General features: G+C 26.0%; 11 protein-coding genes. 7 read left to right on the top strand and 4 right to left on the bottom strand.

Features of this window, described 5'->3' with window-relative positions:
* Positions 1 to 51 precede the first annotated feature (51 nt).
* Positions 52 to 315, bottom strand: coding sequence for a 30S ribosomal protein S20 (rpsT, locus tag JXZ91_RS00480; RefSeq protein WP_205851057.1), 264 nt, complete (start codon positions 313 to 315; stop codon positions 52 to 54).
* Between the two features lie 129 nt (positions 316 to 444).
* Between rpsT and JXZ91_RS00475 the strand changes: the two genes are divergently transcribed.
* From JXZ91_RS00475 to JXZ91_RS00465, 3 genes are all read left to right on the top strand, one after another.
* Positions 445 to 1,176: a M48 metallopeptidase family protein gene (locus tag JXZ91_RS00475; protein ID WP_205851056.1), complete on the top strand. Its 732-nt coding sequence runs from the start codon at positions 445 to 447 to the stop codon at positions 1,174 to 1,176.
* A gap of 14 nt (positions 1,177 to 1,190) precedes the next feature.
* Positions 1,191 to 1,817, top strand: coding sequence for an NERD domain-containing protein (locus JXZ91_RS00470; protein WP_205851055.1), 627 nt, complete (start codon positions 1,191 to 1,193; stop codon positions 1,815 to 1,817).
* Positions 1,818 to 2,023: 206 nt separating this feature from the next.
* Positions 2,024 to 2,581 (top strand): hypothetical protein, encoded by a 558-nt coding sequence (locus JXZ91_RS00465; protein WP_205851054.1) that lies wholly within the window; start codon positions 2,024 to 2,026, stop codon positions 2,579 to 2,581.
* A gap of 91 nt (positions 2,582 to 2,672) precedes the next feature.
* Here the strand turns inward: JXZ91_RS00465 and thrS are convergent, their stop codons facing one another.
* Positions 2,673 to 4,412, bottom strand: coding sequence for a threonine--tRNA ligase (gene thrS / locus JXZ91_RS00460; RefSeq protein WP_205851053.1), 1,740 nt, complete (start codon positions 4,410 to 4,412; stop codon positions 2,673 to 2,675).
* On the bottom strand, positions 4,399 to 5,406 hold the full coding sequence (gene trpS / locus JXZ91_RS00455) for a tryptophan--tRNA ligase (protein WP_205851052.1): 1,008 nt from the start codon (positions 5,404 to 5,406) through the stop codon (positions 4,399 to 4,401). Before trpS ends, thrS begins: the two co-directional genes overlap by 14 nt.
* A gap of 269 nt (positions 5,407 to 5,675) precedes the next feature.
* Between trpS and JXZ91_RS00450 the strand changes: the two genes are divergently transcribed.
* Genes JXZ91_RS00450 through JXZ91_RS00440 form a run of 3 tightly spaced genes read left to right on the top strand, consistent with a single transcriptional unit; the run spans position 5,676 to position 11,043 of the window.
* Positions 5,676 to 6,041 (top strand): PTS glucose transporter subunit IIB, encoded by a 366-nt coding sequence (locus JXZ91_RS00450; RefSeq protein ID WP_205851051.1) that lies wholly within the window; start codon positions 5,676 to 5,678, stop codon positions 6,039 to 6,041.
* Entirely contained in the window at positions 6,041 to 9,946 is a 3,906-nt protein-coding gene (locus tag JXZ91_RS03550) for a DEAD/DEAH box helicase (RefSeq protein WP_205851050.1), read from the top strand. The genes JXZ91_RS00450 and JXZ91_RS03550 overlap by 1 nt, the downstream gene beginning before the upstream one ends.
* On the top strand, positions 9,946 to 11,043 hold the full coding sequence (locus JXZ91_RS00440; protein WP_205851049.1) for a hypothetical protein: 1,098 nt from the start codon (positions 9,946 to 9,948) through the stop codon (positions 11,041 to 11,043). The genes JXZ91_RS03550 and JXZ91_RS00440 overlap by 1 nt, the downstream gene beginning before the upstream one ends.
* 54 nt (positions 11,044 to 11,097) lie before the next feature.
* On the opposite strand, the gene def is transcribed toward JXZ91_RS00440, so the two are convergent.
* Positions 11,098 to 11,655, bottom strand: coding sequence for a peptide deformylase (gene def / locus JXZ91_RS00435; RefSeq protein WP_205851048.1), 558 nt, complete (start codon positions 11,653 to 11,655; stop codon positions 11,098 to 11,100).
* Between the two features lie 164 nt (positions 11,656 to 11,819).
* Here def and JXZ91_RS03545 point away from each other — a divergent pair, with 164 nt between their 5' ends.
* Positions 11,820 to 13,097 (top strand): hemolysin family protein, encoded by a 1,278-nt coding sequence (locus JXZ91_RS03545; RefSeq protein ID WP_205851047.1) that lies wholly within the window; start codon positions 11,820 to 11,822, stop codon positions 13,095 to 13,097.
* Positions 13,098 to 13,126 lie beyond the last annotated feature (29 nt).

Below are 13,126 nucleotides of genomic sequence, written 5' to 3'. Positions count from 1 at the left end.
TTTTTAATTAAAAGATAATTTACTTGATTTTAAAATTCATTATTGAGTAAATTAATTATTTTCTTTAGCAATAAACGCATCTAAACGGCTAGCTTTTCTTGCACCATTATTTTGGTGTAATACACCCTTAGAAACGGCTTTATCAATTTCGTGGTGTGCTTTAGCAACTAATTCAGCAGTCTTTTCATTTTTAGATTGTGCAGCTAATTTAGCTTTTTTGATAGCAGTTCTAACTGTTGATTTAATAGCTGAGTTGCGTTCATTTGCCTTTTTATTAGATAATATTGCTTTTTGTTTTGATTTAATATTTGCCATTTTTTGCCTTTCTTGCTAAAAATAAATTAGCATACATAATTTTACACATTTTTTTTGCTTTTTAAACACTTTTTGCTTATTATTACTATTTTTTTGTAAATAACTTTAATTTATATAAAATTAATAATTATGAAAAGCGTTTCTGAAATCATAAAAAGGACAGTTGATGGAAAAGAGTATGAAATTCAAGTGTTTTATACTAAAGCTAAAAATGTTTATTTAACTTATGACAATGGAATTTTTAGTCTTAGAGGTGCTTTTTATAATTTGTCAGGATCTGTGTTTGAAACTTTTTTAATTAATTCAATGAAAAAGCAGATTAAAAAAGAAGGTTTTAAAAAAACCTATGGTTCAAAACAAAAATTAGGAATTGATTTTGATAATCAAACATTTTATTATTTCGGTCAAAAAGTCAACTTTAGCATTAATGATTATTCAATATCTATTTTTTCAAGTGAGAACGAACTAATTGATTACATCAAAAAACCCAAAAATAAAAACACCGTTTTAGAAATAACCTCTTTAATTAATAATCATACTGATAAAAAACTAAAAATGATTTTTGAAAAGTACGCTAATGAAGCTAGTTTATTGATTTTGAAAACTTATGAAAAACTGACATTTATCGTAAGAAATAAAAAAAATACTTGAGCAACAATTAATACTTCTAATAATAAAATTAACATTAATTCTGATTTAAAATATTTTTCTGAAGATTTAATTAAATATGTTGCATACCATGAAATTGCACACAAATTAGAGCACAATCATGGTCCAAAATTTTGAAACATTGTAAAAAAATTCATTCCAGATTACAAAATTAAAATTTTTAAGCTAAATAACTATATTATTGATAAGTAAAGGAATTCTAAATTATGGACAAACAACTAATTATTATAATTTGCGTGTGTGTTATTGTAGCTGCTCTTGTAATAACTGTTGCCACTTTACTCATCCTTAAAAAAATTAAACAAAAGAAAAAAGCCAAACTTAACCCCGATTCTTCAGATCAAGTTGATTTAATTTCTGAATTATCCAAAATTTCAAATTTAGTTTCTAATAATAAATATTTATCCAAATCAAATTATTCTAATGCTTCTAAAACATTTGAATCTGGTCTAATTATGGTTAATAGTTTTGGCTTATTTGTAATTAATGAATTTAATTATGAAGGCAAAATGATTGAAGGAAGTTTTGGCAATCGTGAATGATATATCACAAGACCAAGAGCAAAATATTATATTTATAATCCACTGTGAAAACTAAACAAAAACATTAAAGATTTGATACCTATTTTGCCTAATAATTTGCCAATAGTTGGTATTCTTGTTTTTAATCAAATTAATAATTTTGAAATTCACAACTCACCTTCACATTTAACATACACAACACTTGATAATTTCTATGAAACTTTTTATCAAATCAAAAAGAATTTGAAGCCTATATTAAGTACTGAAAACGTTGATAAAATAATTGATTTATTGAAGTATAGAAGTTCATAATTTATTGTTTAATATATTGAAAAAACATTGAAGCGACATTGAAAAACATTGAAAAAGTGAATAAATATTCAAAAATAAGCCCCAAAAATGCTAAAACGGAAGTTTTTAGCGTTTTTTTTAATAAATTAAGCAATTAATATTCTAAAATTATTGTTATGTATGTATCGTGTTGATAAACATATAGATTAATTATTTAGGAGAAAAAAATGGCAAAAAGCACATTAGAAAAATACTATATCTCTGAAAAATTTGATAAAAATAGAAATATTACTTTCAACTTTAAAAAAGCTAATCAAAAAATTTCAGGAAGCTTCCCAGATTTTAAAGATGCAGTTTCTGAATTTATCAGAGTAAGTGAAAAAACCAAAAACGAAACTCGTGTTTGATTCCACAGAGATGGAGCATACCGAGGAAGTGTTAATATTGAAAAAGCTCAAATTATCTTAGCAACACTATCTAAAGAAAAAGTAGCTAACGAAAATGTTATTGAATATTTAGAAAAACAAGAATTGGTTGATAAACCAACTGTTAAAAAAAGAACAGTGACAACAATTGTAGAAGAAACAATTGAACAACCAGTAGTTGCTCAAACAAAACCAACTCCAGTTCCAGTGGCAGTTTCAGAAACTAAACCAGCATCTTGCAATCAAGCACATGCTAAAAGAAGACAACAAAAAACATTTTGAACAATGTTTACAATTTTGGCAGTATTAATTGTAATTAACATTATTTTAATTGCTCTACGTATTGCTAAAGTTTACTAAAAATATATTTTGATCTCTAGTTCTTTAATAGAAAGGAGATCTTTTTTAATTGAATCAAAAATCAGATGTAGATAGTTACACCTGATTTTTTCTATTTAAGATTACATTTTAAATCATAGATTTTTTTCAAAAATTCATCTTTTGTATAAGTTGTTGTTTTTTCACTGCCGTATTCTCTGACTGCAAATGAATTATTATCTATTTCTTGTTGACCAATTACAATAATAAATTTTGTTTTTTGAATTTGTGCTTCTCTTATTTTTTTATTAATTCTTTCATGTCTTAAATCAACATTTACATTTATATCTAAATCAATAAACTCTTCATATAATTTCTGACAATACTCATTTTGATTATCGCTTATTGGTAATATTGTAACTTGTCTAGGACTTAGTCAGTATGGTAATACACCTTTAGTTTGCTCTAGCAAAGTGGCTATAAATCTTTCATAAGTACCAATTAGACCTCTATGAATTAATACAGGTCTTTGTAATTGTTCTTTATCATCAACGTATTTCATATCAAACTTTTGTGGCAATAAAAAGTCTAATTGTAATGTTGACATTGTGATTATTCTATTAAGCACTGTTTTAACTTGGAAATCCACCTTAGGACCATAGAAAGCTGCTTCTCCGATAAATTCCTTGTATTCAATTTTAAGCTCTTTTAAAACCTCACGTAAGTCATTTTCAGCCTTATTTCACATCTTATCATCTTTAAAAAACTTAGTTTCATCTTTAGGGTCTCTTAAAGATAAAGAAACGTGGTCGATTTCAATTGAAAAATCTTTTAAAGCTTGAAGTATCATTTTGTATAAATGCTTAAATTCATCTTTAATTTGGTCAGTTCTAACAAATACGTGTCCTTCAGTTAAATCCATTGATCTAACACGTTCTAGTCCGCTTAAAGCACCTGATTTTTCATAACGATATAATCTTGATTGTTCTGAATATCTAATTGGTAAATCACGATATGATCTTCTTGTAGAATTAAATAAAATTATATGATGTGGACAAGTCATAGGTCTTGCCACTAACATCTCATTATCCATTTTAATCGGCTTGAACATTGTATCTTGATAATGGTCTCAGTGACCACTCATTTCATATAATTTCTTTTCACCAAAATGCGGAGTTAAAACTTCATTGAAACCAAACTTTTTATCAAGCTTAAGTACATAATTTCTAATAGAATTATGTATTTTCATACCATCTTCTAATCAAATTGGCAAACCTTGTCCACTTAAATTATTAAAAGTGAATATATTTAATTCTTTACCAATTTTTCGATGATCTCTTTCTTTTCTTTCTTGCAAAATCTCCAAGTATTTTTCTAAGTCTTCTTTTGATTCTCAAGAAGTACCATAGATACGAGTTAACATTTTGTTATTTGAATCGCCTCTTCAATAAGCGCCAGCTGTTGATAATAATTTGAAGTGTTTAATTTCTTTTGTGTTTTCGACATGTCCACCAGCACACAGGTCAGTAAATAAAATTTCATTTGTTTTAGGATGAATAAACTGAAAAAAAGTTATTTGTTTTTTTTCTTTACTAAATTCATCGAATAATTCTTTTTTATAAGGTTGGTTATCAAAATTAAAATGTTCGATTCCTACTTGTTTAGTATCATATCCTTGCTCTGCCATTTTTTTCATTAATTTTTCAATTCTTGGCAAGTCTGATTCTAAAATAGGTTGTTCAAATTCAAAATCATAATAAAAACCTTCTTCAATAGAGGGGCCTATTGCTAGTTTAGTATTTGGATATAATTTTAAAATAGCAGCAGCCAGTAAATGGCTGGTTGAATGATTTAATTTACTATTTGCTTTCATTATTTAAACCTAAACCTTTCATTAATTTAATTAGATTTTTATTTGCTATTTTAGAAGCATTTTTAGCACCCTTTATAGCTTCTTCATTTACTTTTAGTATAGTTTGTTTATATTTTTCTTGAATATTTTCTAAAAAGGATTTAACTTCTAAACCTACAGCTTGTTTGAATTCTCCATAGTTATTATTTTCAAACAATTTAACTGATTCTTCTAAAGATATATCTTTTAGAGCTGAATATATTGTTAACAAGTTCTTAATACCCGGTTTATCATCTGATAAATAAATTTTGCCTTCAGAATCAGTCACAGCTTTTAATATTTTTTTGTAAGCTTTATCTGGATCATCCAATAAATAAATTGAAGCTTTTTCATTAATATCTGATTTTGACATTTTTTTAGTAGATTCAACCAAAGACATTATTTTTGCCCCTACTTCAGGAATAAAAGGTTCAGGAACTTTAAAATCTAATTTAAATTTATTATTTAATCTTTGAGCGAGATTTCTTGTTAATTCAACATGTTGTTTTTGGTCAATTCCCACAGGAACTAAATCAGCATCATATAGCAATATATCACCTACCATTAATGTAGGATACATTAATAAACCTGTAGGGATTGTTTCCATACCATTAGATGATTTTACCTTAGAAGATTTATCTTTAAATTGGGTCATTCTTGAAAGTTCACCTATTGTGGTTTGGCTTAAAATTAATCAGTTCATTAATCCATGTTCAAGTACATCAGATTGGAAAAATAGGGTTGTTTTAGATGTATCTATGCCACATGCCATAAATAAAGCATAAATATTCTTGCGATTTTCAGCTAAAACATTCGGGTCTATTGGCAATGTTAGAGCATGTAAGTCGGCAATAAAAATATAACTGTCATATTGTTCTTGTAGTTTAACCATGTTTTTAATTGCACCAATGTAATTAGCCAATGTAAGTTTTCCTGTTGCTGTAATTCCGCTCAATAGTCTTTTTTTATTGTTCATCTATTCTCCTTGCTTGTGTTTTAAGATACACTAAAAATAAAGTCACTATTAATTTTATTACTTTTTGGTTTAAAAATTAATATTAATAAATATTAATATCATTTTTTACCAGTATTATCGTATCAGTTTTAAAAAATTAAAATTACTCTAATTTTTTGATAAAAACAACAAAATAAAACCTTGATTTTTAAATAAAGTTGTTTTTGTGCCTTTAATTATAAATTAAAATATAATTTTATAAAGACTTAAAGTGAATTGGGGGTTTAATAGTGAATGGAAAAAATAAATTTTTATACTATTTTTTAATAATAATTACTTTTGGTTTCATACTAATTTATTGAAAGAAAAAATATAGACAAAACAAGCAAAAAGACTACTTATCAAAGAGCACAAAAATAAGTTTTGATTTAGAAGATATGATTAGAAGTTTAGGAGGAAAAGAAAATATAAAATCCACTTCTTCTACTCAAAAAATTCTTAAAATCTTTTTTGATGATAAACAGAAAGTAAATGCTTTAGAACTGAAAAAATTAGATGGTGTAAGTGGCATTGCGCTACAAAGCCAAAGCATATCTTTAGTATTGGGTAACACTGCCAAATATGTAGAAGAGCTTATTAATAATGAGGTAAAATAATGGATTCAAACAACACAAAATATCAAAGTTTAATGGCTAACCTATTAAACATTGATACATATGACTCTTCACTTTTTAGCACAATTGACAATGAAAGATATTTCGATATTTATAAAAATTTTGGTGAAAGTACTTTTGAAGAAATATACAACAAATTTAATTTTAACTGCGTTTTAGCTGAAGCTGCTAATCGTGCCATTGCTGAAAAAGTTAATGAAGCTAAAAACAAAACTGAAATTATTAATATTTTTAAAGATTACAATAAAAGACTTGATGACCATATTTTTAAAATGTTAACCTCTAATTTAGAAAAGGCTAGAAGTTTAATTATTGCTCAACAAGAAACAGAGTTTCAAAAATCAATTGTAAAATGAAAGAAAATTTTAAATAAGGCTCAAAACATAAATATTGAAACTAATATCTGACCATTGCATATTGGCTTTTTTTACATATCAATTAAAACTGAAAATAAAACTATTTATGCTCCTTTATTTTTTAAAGAAATAATGGTTGAAATTAAAAACTCTTTAGTTTATATAAGCTCGAATTCAGATATAAGAGTTAATAGTAAATTAGTAACATTTTTAAACCAAGAAGGTTTTTCACTTGATGTTGATTCTTTTGATTTTTCAGGATTATCTATAAGAGAAGTTTTTGAAAAATTGAAAGAAATATGGTCTCCTTTATTTTCATTACCAGATAACCTAAGACAAGGAATTAAAAATTTAAATGTTGAAAGTATTAAAAACACTTCAATTATGTTCCATTCAGGAATTGTTTTAGGATTCTTTAATGTATCATCTGGTTATTTATGAAACCAAATGAAAAAAATTATTGAAAATGACGAGTTTGACAAAATACTACAGCCAAATGTAAATAAAAATGTCTATCGTCAAAAAGTGCAAAAAGTAATTTTTGATGATAATTTTAAGTTATTTAAAATTCAAGAAACCAATTATTCACAAGATGTTGCTACAGTTTCTTCATTATATCAAGACACTATTATTTGAGGTCCTCCTGGAACGGGTAAATCTCAAACAATTTCCAATTTAATAACCAATATTATAGCTAGAGGCTATACAGCTCTAGTAGTAAGTCAAAAGAAAGCAGCTCTTGATGTTTTGAAAAACAGAATGAAGAAATTATCAATATTTTGTTTGTTTGCTTTAAATGATAAACACCTAAGACTAGAAACATTTTATGAACCTTTAAAAGAATTTATATATTTAATTGAAAATTATCAAAAAACTGAACGAGAAGAAGGATTTTCAGTTTTTTCAGATGAAGATAAAAATTATGTAGATAATGTTAATTTAATAAAACGAACTCCTAATTTAAATAATATTATTAATTTTTATGCCTCAATAATGAATGGTAACTTTAGTGAAAAAACTTATGATAGTTTAAAACAACTAGATACAAGTTTAAAATACAATTTTTCAAATGTTATAGGTGACCGTAAAGAAATTATTAAACAGTTATATGAACTAAATTTAAAAAAGAAACATTGAATTTTTAGCATTGTGCCTGGAAATATTAAAAGAATGGCTGATGTTTTGTTACAAGATGAATCTTTATTTACTATTGATATCAACCAAGCCTTAAAATATGTAAATTTAGTTACATATGAAGAAATAATGAATTTCTCAGAACAATACAAAAAAATATTGATTTCTAAAACAGTTAAATTAAATGATGATAAAAGATTAACAAAAATTCTTTTGGAAAAAACCTTTGAAAAAATTAACAATTTTAGTGAAGAACAAAAAAGACAGTACACAGCTTTTGCAATGGCAATTAGAATAGGTAGCCTAAAACCTTACAAATTCTTCCATAAACATAAAGAAATGATTAAGTTATTGTTTCCAATTATAGTAACAACCCCTGAACTTGATTTATCAATGTGACAAAAAGAAGAATTTGACTATGCTATATTAGATGAATCATCTCAAGTTTTCTTAGAAAAAGGAATTCCAATTTTATATTTAGCTAAAAGAAAAATTTTGGCAGGAGATAATCAGCAAATGCAACCTACCAGATGGTTTTCAGCATCATATAGCTTTGATGAAGAAGATGATTTTGGTAACATAAAATCATTATTAGATTATGCAATGGTTCTAGGTGTTTATTCTGTTTTATTAGACAAAAATTACCGTTCTAAAAAAGCCACATTAATGACTTTCTCTTCTAAGCATTTCTATGAATCTAAGTTAGATGTTATTGACAATTATGAATTATCTTTAGAAAATGATAAAGCAATAGAAGTTATTCAAGTTGATGGTAAATGAGATAATAGTATGAACGAGCAAGAAGGAAAAACTGTTATCGAATTAGTAAGACAAAATCTATCGAAATACAAGAAAATCATTATTCTGTTATTCAACTCTAAACAACAAGATTATTTAATGAATAATATATTCGGAATAGAACCTGTTTTAGAAGAAGCTTTAATGAATGAACAAATAATAATCAAAAACATTGAAAATGTTCAAGGAGATGAAGCAGATTTAGTTATTATGTCAGTGGTTTATGACAAAAATACTTCATTGCAAAATACATACGTTGCTAGAAATGGTGGTAAAAACGCTTTAAACGTCGCCATTTCAAGAGCGCGTGAAAAAGTAATGGTAGTTAAATCTATATATGCAGAAGATATTGAGATTTCTGAAAAATCTACAGCTGATATGATTATGTTTAGAGACTGGCTAAAATTCTTAGACTTATCTTTAGAACAACAAAAAAATTATCTTGATGAAACTAATGATTTTTTGGCTACAAGAATTCAAGCAATACCTGAAGATTTAAAATTCAAAGTAGACGTAATAGATGATTTAAAGAAATTAATTGTTAATAAACCGGATTTCAGGTTTGAACTAAATTATTCTGTTGGTACTAAAACAATTGACATTGTGTTAATTAATAAAATCAACAAAAAAATGGTTCAGGGCTTTATTTTGGATAATTTTGCTTACAAAAATGATTATCAAAAATATTTAGTATTTATGGATAGTATAAAATTCTTAGAATCAAAAGAATATCCAATTATTTATGTGTCTGAAATTGAATGACCTATTAATAAAGATAAAATCTTTAATTATCTAAGAATGATTATTGAAGAAGAAACTCGTTCGAATGAACAAATTAAAAATCCAATTGACCCACCTTTGTTTGTAACAAAAACGTTAACTATTAATGATGTTGCTTATAAATCAGATGAACCGGTTTCTGATATTAAAATAGAAGATGTAATTTCTGAAAAAGAATCAAATATAGATTCTAGTTCTGAAAGCGATGAAAATAATGATGATTCTGAAGAAATTGATGACTATGCAGTTGATTATTCTCAAGATAAAGCTGAGCTAAGTAAAGAAATAGATTCGTTTGAGGATGAAAATTTAGGTGAAAACCCTGCTGGTGAAGTGGATGAAATGGATGTATTATCAGATGAATTTAAAACAGAAGAGATATCATTTAATAATAATTTTGAAGAACTAAACTCAAATATCTCTGATTCAAATTCAGTGGAATTAGAAGATGATGAAAACGATGATAGTCATAGTAATTTATCTAAAGATATTTTAGAAGAAGAACAGTTAGAATCTAATGAAGAAACTAGTGAATATGAGTATTTTAATTTTGATGGATTGAATAATACTAATGAGAGTACAAAAGAAATTGTCCCTTCAAATTTAGACATGGAAAAAACTACTGAATTAGATTTTAATGAAATTCTTAAAGAAAATAATCTTGAAGAATTACCAACAACTTCTGTATCAGGAGATACTAAAAATATTAAAATTGAAGTTCTTCCAGATATTGATGAACAAGACACACATAACATTGATATTTCAGATATTAATGAGGACACAAAAACAACTGAATTTGAGGTGAAAGTAGAGAAATAATGTCTAAAAAAAATAATGAAGATTTCGATTGAGAAGATTCAATAGATAAAGAAATAAGTGACGAAGATAAACTAAAACATAAAGAAGTTGCTAAAAAAGTAGTTAAAGCAGCAAAGATTAAGAAGATTGCTTTTTGAAGCGCAACCGCTGTAGCACTGTCGGCAGTATTAATTACTACTATAGTTGTCATTACAATGAAACCACGTTTCTTACTAACATATTGATACAACAGTGTCCCTCAGGTTATTTATGAAGAATATAAAGAATATGGCGCTTCAAAATATGGAATTGCCATTGAAAAGGAAAATATTGAGCTAGATGGAAATCCAGAACAAATAATGACTCAGCTAGCAAATGAAAATGATGATTTAAAAAAATCTAAGGTTTTAAAAGATTACATAAAATTCAGTAATGACAAACACAATTATTCAGTTCAAGCAAACAATTTTATAATTGATTCAATATCTAAAAAAATATTATATGTTGATTTGGCATTTCGAAAAAATAGAAGTCAAAAAGTAGAATTTGTTATTAAAAACTTTCCAATCAAGACTAAATATGAAACGGTTAAATTTAATGAATCAGCCTTAAAATCTAAAAAACAAGAATTTAGTAAAAAATTTTTAGAAGATATTAAAAGTAAAATTATATTTAATTTATTTTTGCCTATTGATATAACCAAAAATCCGCCAAAAGATAAAGTTATTGAATACAAAAGTCAACTTAAAAAATTTATTGATGAATTTAATCAAAAACAAAAAACTAATAAATATGATCCAATTAGTTTATCGTGAACCTTAACTAAAGATATACCAATTAATAGGGGAACAAAAAGTATAAAATTACTACCTAATATTGATACTAATAGTAATTTCTTTTTTCCATTAATGCTCACGTCCGAAATAATTTTAGAAAACTTTGATACTGAAAAATGAATTGATAATTCGAAGCTAAAATTCAAAGCTAGATTATTGACTCTTTCTTTAAACACTGAAAGACTAGGTAAATATCGAGCTGAGTATGGAATTTATATAGAACCATCAGACCAAGAATTTGAATTCTCAGTACCTCTAAAATTTAAAGTATCCAAAAATTAATAACTAATTTAAATAATATAAAAGCCCAGAAATTTTCTAATTTCAAGGCTTTTTTTATAATAAAACTAGGTTTTTGTCTTTCTTTCAAGGTTCTTTTTTATTTATTCTATCAATAAATAGTGTTCCACCTAAATGGTCATATTCATGTTGAAAAACAATTGCTGGATATCCAGAAAGTTCATATCTTTTTATTTTCTTTTCAAAATAGGAATAAGCTTCAGCAATAACTCTTGAATATCTTGGAACATAACCTTCTTGGTTGGGGTGTTTTTCATTAACACTTAAACAACCCTCACCTTCTGATAAAGCAATTTTATGATTGGAATGACCTAACATTTTAGCATTGATTAAAACATCACTAAATATTACATTGTTTTCATTATCTGTAATTAAAATATAAAATATTTTTTTTAATATTCCATATTGCACAGCAGCTACACCCACAGCAGGTCTAAATTTGGTATTATCTTTTTGACTATCAGAAACATGATAAATCATTTTTTCAATCAAATCAATGTTTTCTTGTGATAATGGTATTTCAATATCAAGTGATTTTTCACGCAAGACTTTCTCAGGTAATTCTACTAATTTCACATCTTCAAATTTAAACATAATAAAATTATAGTTCTAAACGTAAAATATTGACAATTTTAGATTTTTCTATAATTTAAAACTAATTACTATTGTCAATTTAATTATCAATAATAAATTTATAGTTTATAATAATTAAATAATTTAAGTATGCACTAACATACAAATGGAGAGAATTTTTAAAAATGGACGAATCGCTCAGTATACATGACCCAAAAGTTTGACAAAGTATAATTTATTCTATATTGTTATTATTTTTGCTTGTTTGCTCAGGTATATTTTCTGCTTGTGAAACAGCATATACTACTTTATCTAAGGCAAAAATTGAAACCTTAGTTGATAAAAAAGTACGTGGTGCAAAAGCAATACTGAAACAACATCAATTTTTTAACCGTACGCTAGGAACAATTTTAATTGCAAATAATTTAGTTAATATTGCCGCTTCCACCTTGTTGGTTTATTTATTAACTACTGCTTTAGGCGCTGAAAGAGCAGGAATTTCATCAATTATTTCTACACTAGTGATGACACCTATTATCGTTTTCTTTGCTGAAATAATACCAAAAATAGCTGCTAAAGCCAGACCTGAAAAAACTGTTAGAAGTTTTTATTGATTTATTGAAATGTTATATTGAATATTTATTCCAATTACATATCCAATTTCTAAAATTGGTAAAAAAATATATATAACCAACACTGAAGAAGACGTTAAAAGTTTACTAAACATAGCTCAAGATGAAGGTGTTTTGGAAACTAATGAATCAATAATGGCTCAAAATGTTTTAGACCTTGATTCAACTAAAGTTTCACAACACTTTATTAAGCTTAAAAATGTAGATTATATAAATTATAAGTCAACAATGCAAGACGCACTTGACATGTTTAAAGCAACTAATTATTCAAGAATACCTGTTGAAAAAGATGGCGATTTAGTGGGTATATTATTACTAAAAGATATATTCTTTTTAAAACGTGGCAATATTATGAATTACATTAAAACTGTTCCTAATATTTCGGCTAACTCACTATTATCTGTTGCTCTTGAAAAAATGCGTCAAGCTCGAGCTCAAATGGCATTTGTTACAGAAAATAATAATGATGATAAAGCCATAGGAATTATCACTATAGAAGATATTTTAGAAGAAGTTGTTGGTGAAATATACGATGAATATGACGATGATGAACAAATTTATGAAATTAGTTTAGAAAGATCTGAAGCTAAAGGTACAGTTCTAATGAAAGCATTGTGAAAACAATTAGAACTAGAAGATCATTTAGAAAACTTTAGCTTATCTGATAAAGAAAAGAATTTAAGTTTGTCCGAATGACTAGAACAAAAACTAGAACACCCCTTACGTAAAAATTCAAAATATGTTTTAAACGATGTTATTACTTTTAAAGTATTATCTAAAAAATCAAAAGAAAAAAAATATGATTACATTGAAATAAACTGAAGCAATTAAACCAAAATATAACTCTTTAAACCTAAAGG

This window comes from Mycoplasma enhydrae, from assembly GCF_017116825.1.
Taxonomy (GTDB): domain Bacteria; phylum Bacillota_I; class Bacilli_A; order Mycoplasmatales; family Metamycoplasmataceae; genus Metamycoplasma; species Metamycoplasma enhydrae.
The sequence above is the reverse complement of the archived record's forward strand: the minus strand, read 5'-3'. Positions and strand labels throughout refer to the sequence as shown.